General features: G+C 65.1%; 20 protein-coding genes and 2 pseudogenes. 16 read left to right on the top strand and 6 right to left on the bottom strand.

Annotation, left to right across the window (positions count from 1 at the left end; genetic code table 11):
- Nucleotides 1–79: 79 nt before the first annotated feature.
- Nucleotides 80–586 carry a thioesterase family protein gene (locus tag ACFLEY_RS11060; protein WP_060908584.1) on the top strand — a complete coding sequence of 169 codons (507 nt, stop codon included), beginning with the start codon at nucleotides 80–82 and terminating at the stop codon, nucleotides 584–586.
- Nucleotides 587–590: 4 nt separating this feature from the next.
- Here ACFLEY_RS11060 and ACFLEY_RS11055 read toward each other — a convergent pair whose 3' ends face one another.
- Nucleotides 591–764, bottom strand: a complete 174-nt coding sequence (locus tag ACFLEY_RS11055; RefSeq protein WP_011089300.1) for a DUF1328 domain-containing protein — start codon at nucleotides 762–764, stop codon at nucleotides 591–593.
- A gap of 237 nt (nucleotides 765–1,001) precedes the next feature.
- Between ACFLEY_RS11055 and ACFLEY_RS11050 the strand changes: the two genes are divergently transcribed.
- The 7 genes and pseudogenes from ACFLEY_RS11050 to ACFLEY_RS11020 all read left to right on the top strand — a co-directional run bounded on the left by ACFLEY_RS11050 (nucleotide 1,002) and on the right by ACFLEY_RS11020 (nucleotide 8,805).
- Nucleotides 1,002–3,596, top strand: a complete 2,595-nt coding sequence (locus tag ACFLEY_RS11050) for an ATP-dependent helicase (RefSeq protein WP_060908585.1) — start codon at nucleotides 1,002–1,004, stop codon at nucleotides 3,594–3,596.
- Between the two features lie 95 nt (nucleotides 3,597–3,691).
- Nucleotides 3,692–4,108, top strand: a complete 417-nt coding sequence (locus ACFLEY_RS11045) for a hypothetical protein (protein ID WP_060908586.1) — start codon at nucleotides 3,692–3,694, stop codon at nucleotides 4,106–4,108.
- On the top strand, nucleotides 4,108–4,779 hold the full coding sequence (locus ACFLEY_RS11040) for an OmpA family protein (protein ID WP_060908587.1): 672 nt from the start codon (nucleotides 4,108–4,110) through the stop codon (nucleotides 4,777–4,779). Before ACFLEY_RS11045 ends, ACFLEY_RS11040 begins: the two co-directional genes overlap by 1 nt.
- Nucleotides 4,780–4,953: 174 nt before the next feature.
- Complete coding sequence (locus ACFLEY_RS11035) at nucleotides 4,954–5,472, top strand: DUF962 domain-containing protein (protein ID WP_028176215.1); 519 nt, start codon at nucleotides 4,954–4,956, stop codon at nucleotides 5,470–5,472.
- A gap of 29 nt (nucleotides 5,473–5,501) precedes the next feature.
- The gene (locus ACFLEY_RS11030) at nucleotides 5,502–6,533 is read left to right on the top strand and encodes an NAD-dependent epimerase/dehydratase family protein (protein ID WP_060908588.1); all 1,032 of its coding nucleotides are present in this window, start codon (nucleotides 5,502–5,504) and stop codon (nucleotides 6,531–6,533) included.
- Nucleotides 6,534–6,560: 27 nt separating this feature from the next.
- Entirely contained in the window at nucleotides 6,561–7,187 is a 627-nt protein-coding gene (locus tag ACFLEY_RS11025) for an isoprenylcysteine carboxylmethyltransferase family protein (RefSeq protein WP_060908589.1), read from the top strand.
- A gap of 314 nt (nucleotides 7,188–7,501) precedes the next feature.
- Nucleotides 7,502–8,805, top strand: a pseudogene (locus ACFLEY_RS11020) (PQQ-dependent sugar dehydrogenase).
- A 4-nt stretch (nucleotides 8,806–8,809) separates the two neighbouring features.
- Here ACFLEY_RS11020 and ACFLEY_RS11015 read toward each other — a convergent pair.
- Both ACFLEY_RS11015 and ACFLEY_RS11010 read right to left on the bottom strand, forming a co-directional pair.
- Complete coding sequence (locus tag ACFLEY_RS11015) at nucleotides 8,810–9,634, bottom strand: aspartate dehydrogenase (RefSeq protein ID WP_060908590.1); 825 nt, start codon at nucleotides 9,632–9,634, stop codon at nucleotides 8,810–8,812.
- Nucleotides 9,635–9,672: 38 nt separating this feature from the next.
- Nucleotides 9,673–10,590, bottom strand: coding sequence for a LysR family transcriptional regulator (locus ACFLEY_RS11010; protein ID WP_028176218.1), 918 nt, complete (start codon nucleotides 10,588–10,590; stop codon nucleotides 9,673–9,675).
- Between the two features lie 156 nt (nucleotides 10,591–10,746).
- On the opposite strand from ACFLEY_RS11010, the pseudogene ACFLEY_RS11005 reads away from it, so the two are divergent.
- From ACFLEY_RS11005 to ACFLEY_RS10985, 5 genes and pseudogenes are all read left to right on the top strand, one after another.
- A pseudogene (locus ACFLEY_RS11005) lies at nucleotides 10,747–12,049 on the top strand (MFS transporter).
- A gap of 21 nt (nucleotides 12,050–12,070) precedes the next feature.
- On the top strand, nucleotides 12,071–13,144 hold the full coding sequence (locus ACFLEY_RS11000) for a tartrate dehydrogenase (protein WP_060908591.1): 1,074 nt from the start codon (nucleotides 12,071–12,073) through the stop codon (nucleotides 13,142–13,144).
- 284 nt (nucleotides 13,145–13,428) lie between these two features.
- Complete coding sequence (locus tag ACFLEY_RS10995; RefSeq protein ID WP_060908592.1) at nucleotides 13,429–13,884, top strand: Hsp20 family protein; 456 nt, start codon at nucleotides 13,429–13,431, stop codon at nucleotides 13,882–13,884.
- Nucleotides 13,885–14,003: 119 nt separating this feature from the next.
- The gene (locus tag ACFLEY_RS10990; protein ID WP_060908593.1) at nucleotides 14,004–14,321 is read left to right on the top strand and encodes a hypothetical protein; all 318 of its coding nucleotides are present in this window, start codon (nucleotides 14,004–14,006) and stop codon (nucleotides 14,319–14,321) included.
- 26 nt (nucleotides 14,322–14,347) lie between these two features.
- Entirely contained in the window at nucleotides 14,348–14,590 is a 243-nt protein-coding gene (locus ACFLEY_RS10985; RefSeq protein WP_060908594.1) for a hypothetical protein, read from the top strand.
- Between the two features lie 340 nt (nucleotides 14,591–14,930).
- On the opposite strand, the gene ACFLEY_RS10980 is transcribed toward ACFLEY_RS10985, so the two are convergent.
- Together ACFLEY_RS10980 and ACFLEY_RS10975 are read right to left on the bottom strand one after the other, a co-directional pair.
- Nucleotides 14,931–15,866 carry a LysM peptidoglycan-binding domain-containing protein gene (locus ACFLEY_RS10980; protein WP_060908595.1) on the bottom strand — a complete coding sequence of 312 codons (936 nt, stop codon included), beginning with the start codon at nucleotides 15,864–15,866 and terminating at the stop codon, nucleotides 14,931–14,933.
- Between the two features lie 178 nt (nucleotides 15,867–16,044).
- Nucleotides 16,045–16,665 carry an ABATE domain-containing protein gene (locus tag ACFLEY_RS10975; RefSeq protein WP_161533709.1) on the bottom strand — a complete coding sequence of 207 codons (621 nt, stop codon included), beginning with the start codon at nucleotides 16,663–16,665 and terminating at the stop codon, nucleotides 16,045–16,047.
- 131 nt (nucleotides 16,666–16,796) lie between these two features.
- Here ACFLEY_RS10975 and ACFLEY_RS10970 point away from each other — a divergent pair, with 131 nt between their 5' ends.
- The gene (locus ACFLEY_RS10970) at nucleotides 16,797–17,648 is read left to right on the top strand and encodes an alpha/beta fold hydrolase (RefSeq protein ID WP_060908596.1); all 852 of its coding nucleotides are present in this window, start codon (nucleotides 16,797–16,799) and stop codon (nucleotides 17,646–17,648) included.
- Between the two features lie 121 nt (nucleotides 17,649–17,769).
- Here the strand turns inward: ACFLEY_RS10970 and ACFLEY_RS10965 are convergent, their stop codons facing one another.
- Nucleotides 17,770–18,489 carry a hypothetical protein gene (locus ACFLEY_RS10965; protein ID WP_211433518.1) on the bottom strand — a complete coding sequence of 240 codons (720 nt, stop codon included), beginning with the start codon at nucleotides 18,487–18,489 and terminating at the stop codon, nucleotides 17,770–17,772.
- Between the two features lie 288 nt (nucleotides 18,490–18,777).
- Between ACFLEY_RS10965 and ACFLEY_RS10960 the strand changes: the two genes are divergently transcribed.
- Together ACFLEY_RS10960 and ACFLEY_RS10955 are read left to right on the top strand one after the other, a co-directional pair.
- The gene (locus ACFLEY_RS10960; protein WP_060908597.1) at nucleotides 18,778–19,701 is read left to right on the top strand and encodes an ABC transporter ATP-binding protein; all 924 of its coding nucleotides are present in this window, start codon (nucleotides 18,778–18,780) and stop codon (nucleotides 19,699–19,701) included.
- A complete protein-coding gene (locus tag ACFLEY_RS10955; protein WP_011089319.1) occupies nucleotides 19,698–20,459 on the top strand; it encodes an ABC transporter permease in 762 nt (253 codons plus the stop codon). The genes ACFLEY_RS10960 and ACFLEY_RS10955 overlap by 4 nt, the downstream gene beginning before the upstream one ends.
- Nucleotides 20,460–20,538 lie beyond the last annotated feature (79 nt).

Genomic DNA, 20,538 nt, shown 5'->3' with positions numbered 1-20,538 from the left:
TCCTCCGACAGAAGAACCGTGGCAAAGGACATCTAACCGGTCAAGTCAAGCGACCGGACGCATAGCTGGGGAAGGACACATGCCGGAGAGTGCCACTGCTGCGCCCAAGGCCGAGCCGTTCAGCGCCTCGATCATGCAGATCGAGCCGCAATGGATCGACTATAACGGCCATCTCAACATGGCCTATTACAACGTGATGTTCGACCGGGCGATCGACGAGTTCTGGCTCGAGCTCGGCATCGGTCCTACTTACAAGAAAGAGCGTCACGGCTCGACCTTCACCGCCGAATGCCATGTGCGCTACCTGCGCGAGATCCATCTCGGCGATCCCGTGCGGATCCTGGTGTGGCTGCTGGAGGCCGACGACAAGCGGCTGCATACGTTCGAGGAGATGAGGCACGCCACCGAAGGCTGGCTGTCCGCGACGTCCGAAAACATGTCGCTGCACATGGACATGAAGGCGCGGCGCGTTGCGGCGTTTCCGCCCGACATCCAGCAGCGCATCGCCGGGGTGGCAAGGGCCCACGGCGCCTTGGCCCGGCCCGAGGGCATCGGCCGGAGCGTGGCGATGCCCTCGAAGCGTTAGGCGCCTATATCCTGGTGCGGCCGCGGGCGAGGCCGACCACGGCCGAAACCAGGAACAGCACGACCGCGATGAAGAAGATGATCTTGGCGATTTCGATCGAAGCGCCGGCGATGCCGCCAAAGCCCAGGATACCGGCGATCAGTGCGATAACCAGAAACGTCACAACCCAGCCAAGCATGGTCAAATCCTCGTCTTGATGTTTGTCTGCGTCGGCGCGGCTGGCCGCGCCACCTGTCCAGACAATCTCGACGCGGGAACGATGGTTCCTGCCCACGCTAGGCGGAAATTCGCAGGGTCGGAGGAACAAATCGGCCCCCCGCGTACGTGGAAAACCCTGCACCGCCGCCCCATATAGGGACCAATCCCTGTTATGAAGGCTCCCTCCCGTCACCCCGCGGTGCCATCGTGGGGCCAAATGATTCGCATGACCGAGCCGAGCAAGATCACAAGCGTCCCCGACCACCAGCCCGCAGCCGGCGGCATCGCCGCGCGTGCGCGCGCCTCGGTAGGCCCGAAATATCTGTCCGGGCTCAATCCCGAGCAGCGCGAGGCGGTGGAGACGCTGGACGGCCCGGTCCTGGTGCTGGCCGGCGCCGGCACCGGCAAGACGCGCGTGCTGACCACGCGCATCGCCCACATCCTGAGCCAGGGCCGCGCCCGCCCCGCCGAGATCCTGTCGGTGACCTTCACCAACAAGGCCGCGCGCGAGATGAAGCACCGGCTCGGCCAGATGCTCGGCCACGCGGTGGAAGGCATGCCGTGGCTCGGCACCTTCCACTCGATCGGCGGCCGCATCCTGCGCACCCATGCCGAGCTGGCGCAGCTCAAGTCGAACTTCACCGTGCTCGATGTCGACGACCAGGTCCGGCTGCTGAAGCAGCTGCTTCAGGCCGAGAACATCGACGACAAGCGCTGGCCGGCGCGCATGCTGGCCGGCCTGATCGACGGCTGGAAGAACCGCGGCCTGACGCCGTCGCAGGTGCCCTCGGGCGAAGCCGCAGTCTTCGCCAACGGCAAGGGCGGCAAGCTCTATGCGAGCTATCAGGAGCGGCTGAAGATCCTGAACGCCGCCGATTTCGGCGACCTGCTGCTGGAGAACATCCGCATCTTCCGCGAGCACCCGGATATCCTGCGGCAGTACCAGCAGCGCTTCAAATACATCCTGGTGGACGAATATCAGGACACCAACGTCGCGCAATATCTGTGGCTGCGGCTGCTGTCGCAGGCGCCGGCGGCGACCAAAGCCGTCATTCCGGGGCGGCTCGAAGAGCCGAACCCGGAATCTGGAGATGAGTCCACAGTTCGAGATTCCGGGTTCGATGCTCCGCATCGCCCCGGAATGACGGAGCAAACGGCCGGCACGCCGACAGCCACGCCTCACGTCAAAAACATCTGCTGCGTCGGCGACGACGACCAGTCGATCTATGGCTGGCGCGGCGCCGAGGTCGACAACATCCTGCGCTTCGACCACGATTTCCCCGGCGCCAAGGTCATTCGCCTCGAACGCAATTACCGTTCGACCGGCCACATCCTCGCCGCCGCCTCGCACCTGATCGCGCACAACGAAGGCCGGCTCGGCAAGACGCTGCGCACCGAGGACCAGGACGGCGAGAAGGTCACGGTGACAGGCTCGTGGGATTCGGAAGAGGAAGCGCGCGGCATCGGCGAGGAGATCGAGCAGATCCAGCGCCAGGGCGAGAAGCTGAACGAGATCGCGATCCTGGTGCGCGCCTCCTACCAGATGCGCGAGTTCGAAGACCGTTTCGTCACGCTCGGCCTGCCCTATCGCGTGATCGGCGGCCCGCGCTTCTACGAGCGCGCCGAAATCCGCGACGCGCTGGCTTATCTTCGCGTCATCAACTCGCCGGCCGACGATCTCGCCTTCGAGCGCATCGTCAACACGCCCAAGCGCGGCCTCGGCGATGCCACCGTGCAGATGCTGCACGACCACGCCCGTAAGCGCCGCATTCCGCTGTTCGAGGCGGCGCGTGCGGTGGTCGAGACCGACGAGCTGAAGCCGAAGGCGCGCGGCTCCTTGCGCGACCTCGTCGCCCAGTTCGACCGCTGGCGCGCCCAGCGCGAAGTCACCGCGCATACCGACCTCGCCCAGATCGTGCTCGACGAGAGCGGCTACACCGAGATGTGGCAGAAGGACCGTTCGGCGGACGCCGCGGGCCGGCTCGAAAACCTCAAGGAGCTGGTGCGCTCCATGGAGGAGTTCGAGAACCTGCAAGGGTTCCTCGAGCACATCTCGCTGGTGATGGACCGCGACGGCGGCGCCGAGGAGGACGCGGTGTCGCTGATGACGCTGCATTCGGCCAAGGGCCTCGAATTCGACAACGTGTTCCTGCCGGGCTGGGAGGAAGGCCTGTTCCCGAGCCAGCGCACGCTGGACGAACAGGGCCGCGCCGGCCTCGAGGAAGAACGCCGGCTCGGCCATGTCGGCATCACCCGCGCCCGCCGCCGAGCCATGATCTATTTTGCGACCAACCGGCGCATCCATGGCACCTGGACGACCACGATCCCGTCGCGCTTCCTCGACGAATTGCCGGCGGCCAATGTCGAGATCACGGAATCCAAGGGCGGCTCGGCCTGGGGCGGAACCGGCGGCTACGGCGCCTCCCGCTTCGACGACATGGAGGCGTTCGGCTCCAGCTATACGACGCCGGGCTGGCAGCGGGCGCAGGCCAACCGCAACCGGGGCGGCGGCCGCACCGGCGCCGGCGGCCACGGCAGCTTCGAGGAAGAGGCCGCGACGTTCTCGTCCTCCTCGTCCTCCGGCCCCGATTTCGGCAGCTTCTCCTCGCGCCGGCGCGGGCCGATGACGATCGAGGGCGAGCTGGTCGCCAAATCCACCGGCACGACCTCGGAATTCTCGCTCTCCGACCGCGTCTTCCACCAGAAATTCGGCTACGGCCGCGTCACCAAGATCGACGGCAACAAGCTCACCATCGCCTTCGACAAGGCCGGCGAGAAGAAGGTCGTGGACAGTTTTGTGCAGCGGGCGTGAGGCAGGCCTTGCGGTGTTGCGGCGGCGTTACGCCGCCGCGTTTCTTCCCACCACGCCCCTTGACCACCGCGAACTTCCCCGTATCAGATGCGCCCATGGTCCGGGGCTCCATCACACTGGTCTTGCTGGCATTGGGTATGCCGTCGCTCGCGGCGGCGGAGACCATGAGCTTTGGCGATTCGATCGGGCTCCTCGCCAAGAGCTGCGGCGCGGAAATCGTCGCCAATTGCCGCGGCGTCAATCCGGACTCGACCCGGCTGAAGGAGTGCCTGTCCCGCAACCGGGATGTGCTCTCCCAGCAATGCCAGAGTGACTATCTCGGCGCCTTCGACGCCATCCAGAAGCGCGTCGCCGCACGCGTCACGGTGGCGAACGCCTGCCAGCGCGAGATCGTCAAGGTCTGCGGCGGCTCGACCAAAGAGACCAGCAGGTCGATCCCCTGCCTGGTCTCGACGCCCAAGGGCATCAGCAACAACTGCCTGAAGGCCGTGGACGACGCGGGGTATCGATGATGCGCGCGAAGGGGCTCTCCACCGCCGGACTAGGCATCGCGTTCGGCATGGCTTTGCTCGCGGGCGCAGCCAGCGCGCAGACGACGCCGCCGACCCGTGACGACATCGTCGGCAAGCTGAATCATTTCGAAGAGGCCGCCGAAATCGACCTTCCCGCGCTGAAGCAGCAGGTGATGGAGCGCGCCAAGGCCAGGATCAAGAACGATCCGGGTCCGGTGAACCGGCCGCCGATTGCGCCGGATCTCGCCAAGCTGCCCGCCTTCAACGCGCAGATCCAGTTCGACGCCGACACGCCGATCATCCAGCCGGCGTCCTACCAGACCGTCGGCCGCATCGCGGATGCGCTGGTTCATGCCTCGCTGCTGCCCTACACCTTCCTGATCGTCGGCCATGTCGAATCCAACGCGAAGACGCGCGAGGCCAACGCGATCCTGAGCCAGCGCCGGGCGGACGCGATCCGCGACGTGCTGGTGAACACGTTCAAGATCTCGACCAAGCGGCTGCATCCGATCGGCCTCGGCGAGGAGCAGTTTCTCGACCGCGCCAAGCCGACCTCGGCCGCCAACGGCCAGCTGCAAATCCTGACCTTTGCCAAGGTACCGGAGGAGGCACCCGCGCATCCGGCTGCGGCACCTGCGCCTGCGGCGAAAAAGCCCGCCAAGAAGCGCTGACGAGGCGCGCCTCGACGCCTGACGGAACCCATTGAAGTCCTGACCGTTTTGTGACCTGTTTCACAGTGCGACAGCACGGTTTTGCGCGACAATAGTGCCGGTTTGTGCACTGCTCTATCAGGTGCTATAGGCTCTGGTTCGTCCTTCCCCAACCCTGTGCTGCATGAGACCAAGATGGGTGGCTTGTTCCAACGCCAACTTGCCGTTTACGTCGAGTACCATCGCGATCCCCGGAATACGGCGATGCACGTGGTCGGCATCCTCTTGCTGTTCACGGGCGCCGTGCTGCCGCTGACGTTGGTGAAGGTGCCGCTGTTCGGAACGGAACTCAGCCTGGCGGTCATCCTGGCATTGCCGGTTCTGATCTATTGGCTGATGCTCGACATGGCGCTCGGGGTCGGCATTCTGGCCGTCTCCGTCGTGCTGTTTTCGATCGCGACGACCATTTCGACGCAAGTCAGCACCATGACGATGTGGGCGATTTTCGCCACGCTGGTCGTGCTCGGCCTCGCCGCGCAGACCATCGGCCACAAGGTTTTTGAGGGGCGCGAAGCCTCGTTATTCACGTTTCCGTCGCATCTTTTGCTGGGACCGATGTTTGTCATGGCAAAATTATTCATTGCACTGGGCTTCCGTCGCGACCTTGCCGCGATTCTGGCGCCTCTTCCGACCAATTCCCTTTCAACCCGATAGCTCTAGAAGCGAAACAGCAAACCTTCTTCATGGCTCTCGTACTGGTTACCGGTGGCAGCGGCTTCATCGGACATCATCTCGTAGAATCGCTCCGCGCCCGTGGGCAGCGGGTGCGTGTTCTCGATGTCCGGCCGCCGGCCGCCGCCAATACCGACGTCGACTATGTTCACGGCTCGGTGCTGGACGGCGCCGCGGTCGATGCCGCGCTGGCCGGCGTCGATCAGGTCTATCACCTCGCCGGCCTGCCCGGCATGTGGGTTGCCAACAAGCAGGACTTTCACGACGTCAATTTCCGCGGCACCGAGGTCGTGCTGGCGGCTGCGATGAAGCGCGGCGTGTCGCGCTTCCTGCATTGCTCGACGGAATCGATCCTGTTCCCCTATGCCGACCTCGACGGCGTTCCCGCCGAAGAAGCGCTCCAGCCGGCCGACGCGATGCCCGGCGCCTATACGCGGTCGAAGTCGCTCGCCGAGCATCACGCCGCGAAGGCCGCGGCCAGTGGCTTTCCGCTCGTGATCGGCACGCCGACCATGCCGATCGGAGCTGCCGACCACAACCTGACGCCGCCGACGGCGATGCTCTGGTACTTCCTCCAGAAGAAGGTGCAGCCGCACCTCAACTTCCTGGTCAATCTCGTCGATGTCCGCGACGTCGCCATGGGCCTCGTGCTGACCATGGAGCGCGGCCGCATCGGCCAGCGCTACATCCTCGGCGGCGACTGCGTCCCGCTCGGCCGCATCCTGCGGATGATGTCGGCGATGAGCGGCCGCCGCCAGTTCCCGATCGTCGTGCCTGGCAAGATCGCCGAGCTCTCCGGCATCATGCTCGAATATCTATCCGACAACTTCACGCGCCGGCCGCCCAACGGCACCGCCGAGGGCGTGCGCATTGCGCTCGCCGCGAGCGATCTCTCGATCGGCAAGGCGCGAACCGAGCTCGGCTACTCGCCGCGCCCGATCGAGCCGGTCCTGCGCGAAACCATCACCCATCTGCTCGCCCGCGGCGGCGTGCAGCCCTCCGGCGCCATCAAGCAACACGCGCTCTCCTCGCGCGCTGGCTAAAGCCGCCGCCTAACGCAAAGAACCTTCATGTCCTTCGATTTCAGCAAGCTTCTCTCTGTCGCCTGGGGTGGCTGGACCACGACCTGGCCGACGCAACTGCTCGCCCTGATCTGGCTCGCCTGGCTCGCCAGCTGGGTCGGCGCCTCGTTCTGGCAGGGCCGCACGCAAAAGCAGGTGATGACCCTGGAGTCCGGCCGCTATCGCATCCCGATCCTGGTCGGCGGCATCCTGTTCACGCCGTGGACCGCCGAAGTGCTCGGTGAGAAGCCGCTCTGGGTGTTCAGCAACACCGGCGTCTACGTCGTCGCGCTGATCGTGCTCGCCGGCATCTCCTTCACCTGGTGGGGACGGCTGCATCTCGGAAAATTCTGGTCCAACACCATCACCCACAAGGAAGACCACCGCGTCATCGACACCGGCCCGTACGGCATCGTGCGTCATCCGATCTACACCGGCCTGATCGCCGGCATGCTGGCGACCGGCATCGCGGTCGGGACGGTGACCGCGATCCTCGGCGCGATCCTGATCTCGCTCGGCATGTGGCAGAAGGGGCGGATGGAAGAGGTGTTCCTGTCGAAGGAGCTCGGCGAGGACGCCTACGGCGCCTATTGCCGCCGCGTGCCGATGATCATCCCGTTCCTGTCGCCGCGGTGATGTAACAAGCCCGCCATATCCTCCGATGTCGTCCTGGCGAAAGCCAGGACGACGTTGAGGAGGCAGCGTGCGCCACTGCATCGGCGCCTGCATCCTTGCCATGCAAATTCGGCGTGCTGCCATCCGCGCCATAAACGGCCCGATCCGAGCCCGCACAGGTTGACCTTTTTACCGCCACCCAGTTGGATGCGCGCGCAATGAGGCACGACGACACCCATCGTTGACCTGGAGAGGTCGACGATCAGGCCTGGGCCCGCGCGGGGCCTGGAGCAATCCGGCGTTGGACTGTGCCGCAGGTTCGACAGGGGCTTCTCATGACCTTTTCCAGCATTTTTGCGCAGTTCGTTGCGCTTCTCGGCGGCATCGCTCTGCAATGGCGGAAGCTGTCCGGCACAGAGCCTGCGCCCGCATGGGGCCAGACGCCCGCCATTCCCGAGGCAAAGCCGCAAGGCGCGATCCCGACGCTGAAGATGCCGACCGCCCGCGGCTGGAGCGAGGGCCAGAAGCCGACCGTCGCGCCCGGGCTCAAGGTCAATGCGTTCGCAACCGGCCTCGACCATCCGCGCTGGATCGAAGTGCTGCCCAATGGCGACGTGCTGATCGCGGAAGCGACCCAGATCGCGGGGCCGCCGCGATCCGTGTTTCACTACGCGATGCAGGCGACGATGCGGCGCGCCGCCGCGCTCGGCGTTTCCGCCAACCGCATCACGCTGCTGCGCGACAAGGACGGCGACGGCGTCGCCGAAGTTCGCGGCGCCTTCATGGAGAACCTCAGCCAGCCGTTCGGCATGGCGCTGGTCGGCGACACCTTCTATGTCGGCAACACCGACGGCGTGATGGCCTTCCCCTATGTCGCCAATGCCGACCGCATCACTGCACCGGGCAAGCGGCTCACCACGTTCAAGCCGAGCGGCCACTGGACGCGCAGCCTGCTCGCCAGTCCCGACGGCAGGAAGCTCTATGCCGGCGTCGGCTCGCTCAGCAACATCGCCGAGATGGGCATGGAGGTCGAGGAAGGCCGCGCCGCGGTCTATGAGCTCGACCTCGCCGCCGGCACGCATCGCATTTTGGTGCCGGCCTGCGCAACCCAGTGGGCCTTGCCTGGGAGCCAACGACCGGCGTGCTCTGGACCGTCGTCAACGAGCGCGACGGGCTCGGCGACGAGACGCCGCCGGACTATCTCACCTCGGTGCGTGACGGCGGCTTCTATGGCTGGCCCTATTGCTACTGGGGCAAGACGGTGGACGACCGCGTGCCGCAGGATCCGGCAATGGTCGCCAAGGCGCTCACGCCGGACTATGCGCTCGGCGGCCACACCGCTTCGCTCGGCCTGTGCTGGATGCCCGCAGGCACGCTGCCGGGTTTCCCCGACGGCATGGTGATCGGCCAGCACGGCTCGTGGAATCGCAGCAAGCTGTCCGGCTACAAGCTGGTGTTCATCCCGTTCGAGAACGGCAAGCCTTCCGGCCCCGGTCGCGACATCCTGTCGGGCTTCCTGTCCCCGGACGAAAAGGAATCCTACGGCCGCCCGGTCGGCGTCGTGATCGGCCCCGACAAGAAATCGCTGCTGATGGCCGACGACGTCGGCAACGTGATCTGGCGCGTGACGGGCGCGTAAAGGTTTACGTCCCGACGCACAGTGTGGCGCGCTGCTTGCGCAGCAGCGCGATTACCGACAGCGCGGTGATGATCCCGGTCTTGGGATTTTCGGACGGGATGTTCTCGATCGACATCGAGAAGCGCGCCGAATCCGCCTCGACCTCGATGCGGTGAACGTTGCGCGTGACGGTCGGATCGGCCCAGATCTGCACGGAGGTGCGATCAGGCCCGACACCCGCGAGCGACAGCGCGACCGCGACGTTGAGATTGGCCGGGAAGCCTTTCGCGGCCTCGCGCGCCGTGCCCTCGAACAGCTTGAGCGGCTCCCGCAGCTTGTCGATGTCGATGTTGTTGTGAACGATGAAGGGCGCACCCTTCAGCCCGTCGATCGGCTTGCGCGTCACCATCTTCACCGAATGAATGGTGCCGATCGCAGCGGCGTTGACGGCATCGAGTCCGATCAGCGCGCCGGTCGGCACGATGATGCGGCCGCCATTGGCCCGGGCGAGATCGACGAGATCGAAATTGTCGAGCAGCCCGCCGACGCTGACGACGACCGCGGCCTTGCCGCGCTTCACTGCCGGCTCGACGATCGCGCGCAGCTGGCTGCTCGGTGCGCACTCGACCACGATGTCGGCGGCCTCGCCGAGCTGGTCGATCGGCAGAACCTGCGGCGGGCGACGCAGGCCGTTGAGAAATGCCTGATGCTTGGCGGGATCGCGCACGGCGACGGCGGACAGTGTCAGCCCCTCGATGCCCTGATCGAGCGCGGCCGCGATCTTGGTGCCGATCGAGCCCAAGCCTGCGATGGCCACCCGCAATTCGCTCGAAGCTTTCTGATCCGTCATCACCTTCCACCTTCTATCCAAGCCAATGTCATAGCCCCTCAGGCCTCGCGCGCATAGCTGCGCAGGCGGGCCTCGAGCACCGCCAGCATGGCATCGCGGGCCGGATCGCGCGAGCCGCGCAGCCAGGCGGCGGCGAGCGGCAGCCGGCCGACCGGGCCGCTCTGCTTCGGCCGGAGCGGCACGAAGCGCACGCCCGATACCGCCATGCGCGTGGTCCAGCGCGGCACGATCGCGACCCCGAGCTTCGTTGCCACCAGATGGATGATGGTTTGCTTCTCGTCGGCGACCTGCACGATACGCGGCGTCAGGCCGGCCTGCTCGAACAGCTTGATCGTGAGGTCATGGCTGTGCGGCCGCGAGCGGCGGTCCGGCACCAGCATGGCCTCGTCGGCGATCTGCGCCAGCGTGATCGACTTGCGCTCCGCGAGCGCGTGGCGCTGCGGGAACGCCACGATGGCGGTCTCCTGGAGCAGGTCGCGGAATTCGAGCCGCTTGTCCGCGCTGTCGGGCGGGCGGACGAAAGCGAGATCGAGCGCGCCGGTCAAAATCTTCGGCAGCAGCCGGACCGTCTTGTCCTCCAGAAGCTGCACCGCGATGTCGGGATGCTTGTCGCGAAAATCGCGCAGCAGCGGCGGCAGCAATCCCGCCGCCGCGCTGTCGATGGCGCCGACCCGCAGCCGCCGGGCGGCCCCGGCACGCGAACGGTTGCGCAGATTATTCTCGACCGCCTCGACCTTGGCGAGGATGGCGCGGGCATCACGCAAAAGCGTCGCGCCGTCCTCGGTGAGCGAGACCGCGCGCGTCGTCCGCGCGAACAGCCGCGTGCCCAGGTCCTCTTCCAGCAGCCTGATCTGGCGCCCGAGCGCAGACGGCAGCATCTGGAGCTGCTGCGCCGCATGGCCGAAATGCAACTGCTCGGCCGCCGCCACGAAGCATCGAAGCTGATGCAATTCCATCCAGGGTCCTCTCGCCTCTCCTCGCGAGGATTATATCATTTTTTTGTATAAACCAGCGCCAATTGAGTCCCCCTTCTCCTCCCGACTACGCTCGTTGCCGGCATGGACCTCCGGGTCCGCCGACACAACAACAAGCCGGAACTTGAGGAGGCCAGGGTGGCGAGCGAGATTCAGACGCGCGTGCTGCGCAAGATCACCTGGCGCATCGTTCCCTTCATCATGCTGCTCTACTTCGTGGCCTTCATCGACCGCGTCAATATCGGCTTCGCCTCGCTGACGATGAACAAGGACATCGGCCTGTCGCCCGCGGTCTACGGCTTCGGCGCCGGCATCTTCTTCTGGGGTTATTTCCTGTTCGAGGTGCCCTCCAACATCATCCTGCACAAGATCGGTGCGCGGATCTGGATCGCGCGGGTGATGATCACCTGGGGCATCGTGTCGGCGGCGATGGCGTTCGTGCAGGGGCCGACCGGCTTCTACATCCTGCGCTTCCTGCTCGGCGTCGCCGAAGCCGGCTTCTTTCCCGGCATCATCATCCTCTACCTCTCCTACTGGTTCCCGGCGCGCCAGCGCGCCGCGGTGACCGCGCTGTTCATGGCGGCAGCGCCGCTCTCCACCGTGCTGGGCTCGCCGATATCAGGTGCGCTGCTGGAAGATGGACGGCCTGCTCGGCTTCAAGGGCTGGCAATGGCTGTTCGTGCTGGAGGCGCTGCCGGCCGTGCTGCTCGGCTTCGTCGTGCTCGGCTTCCTGACCGACCGCCCCGAGAAGGCGAAATGGCTCACTGATGACGAGCGCCGCTGGCTGGTCGAGACCATGAACGCGGAGACCACCAGCAAGGCCGCAACCGCGAGCCACAGCATCTGGCGCGGGCTTGCCGATCCGCGCGTGCTGGCGCTGGCGCTGATCTATTTCGGCACCTCGGCCGGCCTCTACACGCTCGGCGTCTGGGCGCCGCAGATCATCAAGCAGTTCGGGCTGTCCTCGCTCCAGGTCGGCTTCCTCAATGCATTGCCGGCGACCGCCGCGGTCGTCGCCATGATCCTGTGGGCGCGGCATTCGGACCGCACCGGAGAGCGGACCTGGCACGTGGTGTGGGCTTGCCTGATTGCGGCCGCCGGGCTCGCCTATGCCGGGCTTGCGGCCGGCGTCGTCGCCGTGCTGGTTGCGCTCGCGCTCGTCAACATCGGCATCTCCTCGGCAAAGCCGCCGCTGTGGAGCATGCCGACGCTGTTCCTGTCCGGTCCCGCGGCCGCAGCCGGCATCGCCACCATCAACTCGATCGGCAATCTCGGCGGCTTCGTCGGGCCCGCCATGATCGGCTGGATCAAGGACCAGACAGGCAGCTTCGTCGGCGGGCTCTACTTCGTCGCCGGCCTGCTCGTTCTCTCCGCGGTCCTCACCCTGCTATTGTCGCGCGCGCAAACCGCGCTCGTCGAACCCGTCCCGCAATCCCGCTGACATCCCAAACGGAGCATTTTCATGCGCACCCATTCGATCGCAGCCATCCCCGCCGACGGCATCGGCCCCGAGGTCATCTCGGCCGGCGTCCGCGTGCTGGAGGCGCTGGCCAGGCGCAGCGGCGACCTCGCCTTCAACGTCAAGACCTTCGACTGGGGCTCGGACTACTACAAGAAGCACGGCGCGATGATGCCGGCCGACGGCCTCGCGGAGCTGAAGAAGTTCGACGCGATCTATTTCGGCGCGGTCGGCGCCCCCGACGTGCCCGATCACATCACGCTGTGGGGCCTGCGCCTGCCGATCTGTCAGGGCTTTGACCAATACGCCAATGTGCGGCCGACAAAAATCCTGCCGGGCGTCGCCTCGCCGCTGCGCAATGTCGGCGTCGGCGATCTCGACTGGGTGATCGTGCGCGAGAACTCCGAAGGCGAATATGCCGGCATGGGCGGCCGCGCGCACAGAGGTTTGCCGGAAGAGGTCGGCACCGAAGTCGCCGTCTTCACCCGCGTCGGCGTGACGCGGATCATGCGCTACGCATTCCAGCTCGCGCAGTCGCGTCCGCGCAAGTTCCTGACCGTCGTGACCAAGTCGAACGCGCAGCGCCATGGCATGGTGATGTGGGACGAGATCGCGGCCGAGGTCGCCGGCGAATTCCCCGATGTGACCTGGGACAAGATGCTGGTCGACGCCATGACGGTGCGCATGACGCTGCATCCGAAGAGCCTCGACACCATCGTGGCGACCAACCTGCACGCCGACATCCTCTCCGACCTTGCCGGCGCGCTGGCGGGAAGCCTCGGTGTCGCGCCGACCGGCAACATCGATCCGCAGCGCCGCTTCCCCTCGATGTTCGAGCCGATCCACGGCTCGGCCTTCGATATCACCGGCAAGGGCATCGCCAACCCCGTCGCGACCTTCTGGACCGGCGCGCAGATGCTCGAGCATCTCGGCGAGAAGGACGCAGCAATGCGGCTGATGACGGCCGTCGAGCGCGTCTGCGCGGCCGGTGTGCTGACGCCCGATGTCGGCGGCAAGGCGACGACGAAGGAGGTGACCGACGCCGTCATCGACGCGATCCACGGTTCGAACGTGTAGTGGGTTCAGCAACGCCGGCGCGGCGACCATGGTGGGCTCCGACGGCGTTGCCGGCGGCGCCCGGCGCCTGACCTTGGTCGCAGGCACGACCCCCTCCCTCCGCGAGGCGCGGGAGGGTCCAAAATTTTTGGCCTCCCTCTTGAAACCAAAACTGTGTTTTTTTATTTTTTCGGTGCCGCCGAGAGGTGGCGTCCCCGACGCCTCATGGGTCGGGAACGACTGAGACGGGCACCGGTCGTGTCCGGTGCCGCTCGTATCCATTTTGCTCCTTGGAGGATTTGGCTATGCGCACTTACGACTTCTCTCCCCTGTGGCGTTCGACCATTGGCTTCGACCGCCTTTTCGACCTCGTTGAAACGGCACAGCGTGCCGGCGAGGATAATTATCCCCCCTACAACATCGAACGCGTCAGCGAGGATCGCTACCAGATTTCGCTCGCGATCGCGGGCTTTTCGCCCGACGAGGTCTCCGTGACTGCCGAGCAGAATGCGGTGATCGTCGAGGGAAACAAGGCGGACAAGGCCGAACGCGAGTATCTCTACCGAGGCATTTCCGCGCGGCCCTTCAAGCGGCAGTTCAACCTGGCCGACTATGTTCAGGTGCAGAGCGCCGCGTTCGAGAACGGTCTGCTCAAGATCGAACTGATCCGGGAGATTCCTGAAGCCATGAAGCCGCGGCGAATTGCCATCAATGGCGCGCCGTCCGGCACCGTGCATCAGATCGAGGGCAAAGCCGCCTGATTTTCGTTTGTCGAGGGCCTGGTGATCCCGCCTGATCGTCGGGCGGGATCGACCGCGGCCTTCGGCCGCGTACCCCAATGCAAACAGAGGTTTTAGCGAAAGGAGAAGGAGGGCCTCTCATGATCGATCGTGCTGACAACATCATCGACCTGAACGCAATACTGCACCCCGGCTCTGTCTATGCTCATCCCCGCGACGTCGTCGAGGATCCCGCTCTGTCGATCGGCGAGAAGCGAGCGATCCTCGCGTCCTGGGCTTCAGACGCCGCCAGCGTTGCCTCAAACCCGGCGCTGAGAGAACTGCCGGGCTCGGACAAGCCCGTCACCATCGACGAGATTCTGGAAGCGCTCGCGATGCTGGACCACCATCCAAAGGGTCCTCCGGGCGGCAAGCCGGTCCGCACGCGGTCCATCTTGCGAACCGGTCTCGCAGCCTAGGCAACGACCGCTCAAGGGGGATTGCGATGATGATTGATGAAGAGCTGGCCTTGTTGCGCGCACACCGCAACAACATCGGCCGTTACCAACGATTGCTCAAGACCGAACTGACGGAGGTCGAGCGGCGGTTCATTGAAAGGCGCCTGTCCGAGGAGCGTTCCGCGATCGAAAAGCTTGCAGCCTCTGCGTTTCCTCTCACGCTTCGAGCTCCAAAGAGGACGATCGGGAAGGCAGCCCTGCTCATGACACAAGCTGACACGGCGAATTGAAATGCCCGATAACCTCCCCACCTTCGAAATGTTCTTGAGAAGATATGGCCGAAGGACATGGCGCTGGCGTGTCTGCACGACCGAAGGTCACCTCGTCATGCACGGGTCCGAAAATGGCCGGCCTGCGGCGAAATATGCGGCGGAAAGGGCATTGTTTCTGATGCTTCTCGCCGCGCCCTATCGACCGGCGAGCCAAGCTTCCGCCATGGCTCGCTCGTCCTTGGCGACACCAGCACCAAGATGGCTGCCGCGGCAGCGGTTGCGTGAATGACAAGGCAACACACGGAATGGCGCTCGGCGTCAGGCCACGTCCGTCCCGGCGATCTCCGCTGCTAACCGCTTACCGCCGCGCCGGAGGCGGCGGCGTCGTCAGCGCTGCCGTCGGCTCGGGCGGCGTCAGATGGCGCGGGACGACGATGGACTGGCCGGGCGTGAGGGTCGCGTTCTCTGCAAGCGAGTTGCTCTGCGCGATCGACCACAGCGGCACGCGATTGGCTGCGGCGATGCTCTCCATGGTGTCGCCTCGGCGTACCGGCACCCGCACGCCGGAGTCCCACAATTCCACCAGCGTATTCGCAGGCACGAGATAGCGCAGCGGCACGGCATCGCCCTGGGCCTGCGCGGGAATGCGCGGCAACTGCGTCACCATCTCGACGATCTGGCGATGGATGTCGTCGGACTTCTCGATGTTGATGTGCGAGACGCGGCTGTTCTCCTTGAGATCGTAGCTCGCGTAATGGCCGCGATAGCCGGGCACGGCCACGACATCGCCGCCGCCGAGCACGCTGTCGGACAGGAAGATGTTGATGAAGCGCTCGACATTGAGCGGCACGTCGCCGGTCGCATGCGCGGGATCGATGGCGATGACGAGGCTGATCGGGATGTTCTCCTTGGCCGCCATCTCGGAGATGACGACCGAGCACAGCCCGCCCATGGAGTGACCGATCAGCACGATCGGCGCCGGCGTTTCCTTGTAGCTGGAGATGGCACGATCGCCGATCCATCGGCAGATGGTGAATTCGTAGACGTCGGCGGAGAAGCCGGCCTTCGTCAGCTTCTCGCCAAGCCGGTCCATGCCGGTCGAGAAGATCGGCCCCATGGCGCCGCGGAACAGGTAGATCTTCGGCGGCGGCAGCGGCTCGGCCGGCGGAGGCGGCGGCGCAACGGGCGCGGCCGCGGCAGGCTTTGACTTGGCGGGTGAGGCAACGGCCGCACCGATGCTCAAGGCGAGCAGCGCAACCGCTGCCAGCACGAGGATTCGCCTTAGATCAAGCATCAGTCCAGCAGTCCCACCACGGAAGGCAAACGCCGTCCCCCGGTTGCTTAGTGACCACCGATTGGGTGGAATTTGGGGCACGGAACGCGGTCGCGACACGCGGTCCCTCCATCAGGATCCCATGATCTGCCGGACGCGCCCAACACGGCAGCACGAAGCGACCACCTGCCTGCCCTCGTCACTGCCTGCTCTTGAGCCGATTGCGGTGTGCGGCCTGCTTGGCGCGGTTGCCGCAGACCGCCATGATGCACCATCGCCGCGCGCGCCTGCGGGTGTGGTCGGCGAACAGCATCGTGCAGTTGTGGCCCTCGCACGCCTTCACGTCGGAAAAGTCCTCGTCGCAGACGAACGTGGCCAAGGCCTCGCCGACCGGCAGCAGCAGGGATTCGGCCGAGCGCCAGCGCCGCTTCGTTTGCAGCTTCAGAACGCCGCCAACATCACCGTGTCCCGGCTCGATCTGGCGGAATGACTCCTCGCGCTCCAGCAGGCCGTTCAACGGACCGAGTTCGCGCAATGCATCCGCGGTGAGCGGCCGACCGGCATGCTCCAGAACGAAACCACGAAACCATTCGCGCAGGGCACGCGCCTGATCCGCGACCTCATCCAGCTCACCCGGCGCCGCGCGCGCCTTCAGTGCGTGCAGTTCATCCGCCGGCACCAGCTTCGCCTGCTCCAGCCAGTCGATCAGGCCATCGCCATCGTCGATCCAATCGACGGGCGTATCGACCGGCGTCGCCACCGAATTCAGGAAATCGAGGCCAAGCGAGTCGGCGATGAACATGGCGGGTGGGCGGTCCATGAGCGGTCCTTGGCCGGTCTGAAGAGGCAGGGCAGAAGTAACCTGATAAATACCAATTGACAAGTTACTCGCCAACGACGTAACCTTATTAATGACATTAAACAGGTTACTTGGACGAACGGAGACTGGTGATGGCCCCGACCACCTATCGCACCGCAGACGTTGATGGCTTCAAGGTGTTCTATCGGGAGGCCGGCACTGCTCGCGCGCCAAAGCTCCTGCTGCTGCACGGCTTCCCGAGCGCCGGCCACATGTTCCGCGATCTGATCCCGCTGCTCGCGGACAGGTTCCACATCGTGGCACCGGACCTGCCCGGCTTCGGCCAATCCGACATGCCCTCGCGCGAAACCTTCCGCTACACGTTCGACAACATCGCTAAGGTGATCGAACGCTTCACCGAGGTGATCGGCTTCGATCGTTTCGCGGTCTACGTCTTCGACTATGGCGCGCCGACCGGCTTCCGGCTCGCGCTGAATCACCCCGAACGGATCACGGCGATCATCTCGCAGAACGGCAATGCCTATGAGGACGGTCTCAGCGACGGCTGGACTCCGATAAAGGCCTATTGGCAAGATCCTTCGCCCGCCAACCGTGAGGCGCTGCGCGGCTTGCTCAGGCCGGACGCGACGCGTTGGCAGTACACGCACGGTGTCCCCGATCCGTCCCTGGTGTCGCCGGACGGGCAGAACCTCGACAATTTCTACCTGGCTCGCCCCGGCTCGGACGACGTGCAACTCGACCTGTTCGGCGACTACAGGAGCAACGTCGCGCTCTATCCGTCATTCCAGGACTATTTCCGCACCTACAAACCACCGTTCCTGGCCGTCTGGGGCAAGAACGATCCGTTCTTCATCCCGCCCGGCGCCGAGGCGTTCAAGCGCGACAATCCCAACGCAGTGGTTCAGTTCTTCGACACCGGACATTTCGCACTGGAAACGCACGCGAGGGAAATCGCGGAGAGCATTCGCGCGTTCTTGGTGTGACGATGTGAGCGCGCCATGACGCGCGTCCGCTCACTTCCGCTCTTCGCGATCTCTGAGCTTGCCGGTCAATGCAGAGAGATAGCTGCGCGGTCGAACAACATGGCTCGCCGCGCAAAGCTCCTCAGTTCCGCGGCGCCGCCGCCGCTGCCGAGCGCGCCTGCCGGGGGGCGCCGGGTTCGGCCGCAACCGGTGCCGCGGGCGCGCGCGAGCGCATGATCGCGGCGTCGATCTCGGCGATCACGCGGCGCTGGATCGCCTCGTTCTTGTCGATCGAAATGTGGCCGACGCCGGTGCCGCGCACGTCGACATTGTCGAGCTTGCCGCGCAGGCCGGCCGCCGGCCGCACCGGCTCGCCGGGACCATCGCCGATATAGATGTTGATGTAGCGTTCGGCGCCGGTCGAGAGCCTGGTCTTGAACACGGAATCGAGGCCAATCGCGAGCTTCACGGGCACGCCGAGCTGGTTGAGCTTGGCGATCATGTCCGGCAGCGCGGTCGCGCCCGAGGAATGGCCGACCAGGATGATTGTCTTGATGCGGCCGGCCCTGTAGGCGGTCGCAGCTTCATTGGCGAGTGAGGACCAGGAGACGAAGTTCGCGACCGTCACCGGGATGCCCTGCGCCTCGAGCCGGGCGCCGATGGTGTCGAGCCCGAGCGAGAAGATGTTGAGCACGCCACGGAGCAGGTAGACATGCGTGGTCGCGGCCGCGGCCTGGCTCGGCGCCGCCCTTGCGGTGGTCGGGCTCATGGCGACAGCTGACAGCAGGAGCAGGCACATCGCCCACACACGGATGGCGGGCAATTGGCTGGCGCCGGCGGTGTGACGGCCGTTCGGTCTCATCGATGGTTTCCCTGGGGACAATACGCTTTGCGATTGGCCGGAATCGTAGCCACGGCCTGCTCGCAGACGCAACAAAGAGCCGCGTGAGCGACAATCTTAGCAGCAAGCCGTGACCATCGCGCAACACTTGCCCGAAACCTGCCACCGAAGGGCCTGTTTTGAGACCATTTTTCTCCGGTCAATTGCGACCGGGCAATGGCATTCCTATCTCAGGGCACCGCTGACCGGCCCGCCTGGGCGGGTTCCAGCTCCATTCCACAGCCTTTCCCCCTCAGACTTGCGGCCATCATGTCTTCCATCATTTCCGTCGCCAATTTGTCGAAGACCTATGGGTCCGGCTTCAAGGCGCTCAAGAACGTCAATCTGGATATCGAGCGCGGCGAGATCTTCGCCCTGCTCGGGCCGAACGGCGCCGGCAAGACCACGCTGATCTCGATCATCTGCGGCATCGCCAATCCGAGCGAGGGCCGCGTTCTCGTCGGCGGCGAGGACATCCAGACCTCCTACCGCAAGGCGCGCTCGCTGATCGGCCTGGTGCCGCAGGAACTCCATACCGACGCCTTCGAGAGCGTCTGGGCGACCGTGAGCTTCTCCCGCGGCCTGTTCGGCAAGCCGAAGAACCCAGCCCATATCGAGAAGGTGCTCAAGGACCTCTCGCTGTGGGACAAGAAGGACAGCAAGATCATCACGCTCTCCGGCGGCATGAAGCGCCGCGTGATGATCGCCAAGGCACTGTCGCACGAGCCGCAGATCCTGTTCCTGGACGAGCCCACCGCCGGCGTCGACGTCGAGCTGCGCAAGGGCATGTGGGAGGTGGTGCGCACGCTCCAGCAGTCCGGCGTCACCATCATCCTCACCACGCACTACATCGAGGAAGCCGAGGAGATGGCCGATCGCATCGGCGTCATCAACAAGGGCGAAATCGTGCTGGTCGAGGACAAGGCGACCTTGATGCAGAAGCTCGGCAAGAAGCGGCTGACGCTGCACTTGCAGAACAAGATCTCCTCGCTGCCGGAGAGCCTTGGCCATTACGAGCTCGACCTCTGCGATTCCGGCGCGACGCTGGTCTACGACTACGACACCAAGGGCGAGCGCACCGGCATCACCAGCCTGCTGAGCGACCTCCGCACCGCCGGCATCCGCTTCAACGATCTCGACACGACGCAATCGTCGCTCGAGGACATCTTCGTCGACCTCGTGAGGACGTCATGAATCACCGCGCCATCCGCGCCATCTATCTGTTCGAAATGGCGCGCACCTGGCGCACGCTGCTGCAAAGCATCGTCTCGCCGGTGGTCTCCACCTCGCTCTATTTCGTGGTGTTCGGCGCCGCGATCGGCTCGCGCATCAGCCAGGTCGAGGGCGTCAGCTACGGCACCTTCATCGTGCCGGGCCTGATCATGCTCTCGGTGCTGACGCAGAGCATCGCCAACGCCTCGTTCGGCATCTACTTCCCGAAATTCACCGGCACGATCTACGAGATCCTGTCGGCGCCGATCTCCTATTTCGAGATCGTGCTCGGCTATGTCGGCGCCGCCGCGACCAAGTCGATCATCCTCGGCCTGATCATCCTGGCCACCGCCGGGCTCTTCGTTCCATTGCATATCCACCATCCGGTCTGGATGCTGGCCTTCCTGGTGCTGACGGCGGTGACGTTCAGCCTGTTCGGCTTCATCATCGGCATCTGGGCCGACGGGTTCGAGAAGCTGCAGATGATCCCGATGCTGGTGGTGACGCCGCTGACCTTCCTCGGCGGCAGCTTCTATTCCATCGACATGCTGCCACCCACCTGGCGCACGGTGGCGCTGCTCAACCCGGTCGTCTATCTGATCTCCGGCTTCCGCTGGAGCTTCTACGAGATCGCCGATGTGAGTGTGGCCGTCAGCATCTGCATGACGACGGCGTTCCTGGTGATCTGCCTGGTCGCGATCTGGTGGATTTTCCGCACCGGGTACCGGCTGAAGAATTGACCCCTGTCGTCATTCCGGGGCGTGCGAAGCACGAGCCCGGAATCCATTGTGCGACAGAGCTGGTGGATGAATGGATTCC

The sequence above is a fragment of the Bradyrhizobium sp. YCK136 genome, from assembly GCF_044570075.1.
GTDB classification, from domain to species: domain Bacteria; phylum Pseudomonadota; class Alphaproteobacteria; order Rhizobiales; family Xanthobacteraceae; genus Bradyrhizobium; species Bradyrhizobium diazoefficiens.
This window is presented reverse-complemented; position numbering and strand designations above follow the sequence as displayed.

Bases quoted from the DNA above. Each gene is read 5' to 3' on its own strand.
- ACFLEY_RS11060 (WP_060908584.1), top strand. From the start codon at position 80: ATGCCGGAGAGTGCCACTGCTGCGCCCAAGGCCGAGCCGTTCAGCGCC.
- ACFLEY_RS11055 (WP_011089300.1), bottom strand. From the start codon at position 764: ATGCTTGGCTGGGTTGTGACGTTTCTGGTTATCGCACTGATCGCCGGT.
- ACFLEY_RS11050 (WP_060908585.1), top strand. From the start codon at position 1,002: ATGATTCGCATGACCGAGCCGAGCAAGATCACAAGCGTCCCCGACCAC.
- ACFLEY_RS11045 (WP_060908586.1), top strand. From the start codon at position 3,692: ATGGTCCGGGGCTCCATCACACTGGTCTTGCTGGCATTGGGTATGCCG.
- ACFLEY_RS11040 (WP_060908587.1), top strand. From the start codon at position 4,108: ATGCGCGCGAAGGGGCTCTCCACCGCCGGACTAGGCATCGCGTTCGGC.
- ACFLEY_RS11035 (WP_028176215.1), top strand. From the start codon at position 4,954: ATGGGTGGCTTGTTCCAACGCCAACTTGCCGTTTACGTCGAGTACCAT.
- ACFLEY_RS11030 (WP_060908588.1), top strand. From the start codon at position 5,502: ATGGCTCTCGTACTGGTTACCGGTGGCAGCGGCTTCATCGGACATCAT.
- ACFLEY_RS11025 (WP_060908589.1), top strand. From the start codon at position 6,561: ATGTCCTTCGATTTCAGCAAGCTTCTCTCTGTCGCCTGGGGTGGCTGG.
- ACFLEY_RS11015 (WP_060908590.1), bottom strand. From the start codon at position 9,634: ATGACGGATCAGAAAGCTTCGAGCGAATTGCGGGTGGCCATCGCAGGC.
- ACFLEY_RS11010 (WP_028176218.1), bottom strand. From the start codon at position 10,590: ATGGAATTGCATCAGCTTCGATGCTTCGTGGCGGCGGCCGAGCAGTTG.
- ACFLEY_RS11000 (WP_060908591.1), top strand. From the start codon at position 12,071: ATGCGCACCCATTCGATCGCAGCCATCCCCGCCGACGGCATCGGCCCC.
- ACFLEY_RS10995 (WP_060908592.1), top strand. From the start codon at position 13,429: ATGCGCACTTACGACTTCTCTCCCCTGTGGCGTTCGACCATTGGCTTC.
- ACFLEY_RS10990 (WP_060908593.1), top strand. From the start codon at position 14,004: ATGATCGATCGTGCTGACAACATCATCGACCTGAACGCAATACTGCAC.
- ACFLEY_RS10985 (WP_060908594.1), top strand. From the start codon at position 14,348: ATGATGATTGATGAAGAGCTGGCCTTGTTGCGCGCACACCGCAACAAC.
- ACFLEY_RS10980 (WP_060908595.1), bottom strand. From the start codon at position 15,866: ATGCTTGATCTAAGGCGAATCCTCGTGCTGGCAGCGGTTGCGCTGCTC.
- ACFLEY_RS10975 (WP_161533709.1), bottom strand. From the start codon at position 16,665: ATGGACCGCCCACCCGCCATGTTCATCGCCGACTCGCTTGGCCTCGAT.
- ACFLEY_RS10970 (WP_060908596.1), top strand. From the start codon at position 16,797: ATGGCCCCGACCACCTATCGCACCGCAGACGTTGATGGCTTCAAGGTG.
- ACFLEY_RS10965 (WP_211433518.1), bottom strand. From the start codon at position 18,489: ATGAGACCGAACGGCCGTCACACCGCCGGCGCCAGCCAATTGCCCGCC.
- ACFLEY_RS10960 (WP_060908597.1), top strand. From the start codon at position 18,778: ATGTCTTCCATCATTTCCGTCGCCAATTTGTCGAAGACCTATGGGTCC.
- ACFLEY_RS10955 (WP_011089319.1), top strand. From the start codon at position 19,698: ATGAATCACCGCGCCATCCGCGCCATCTATCTGTTCGAAATGGCGCGC.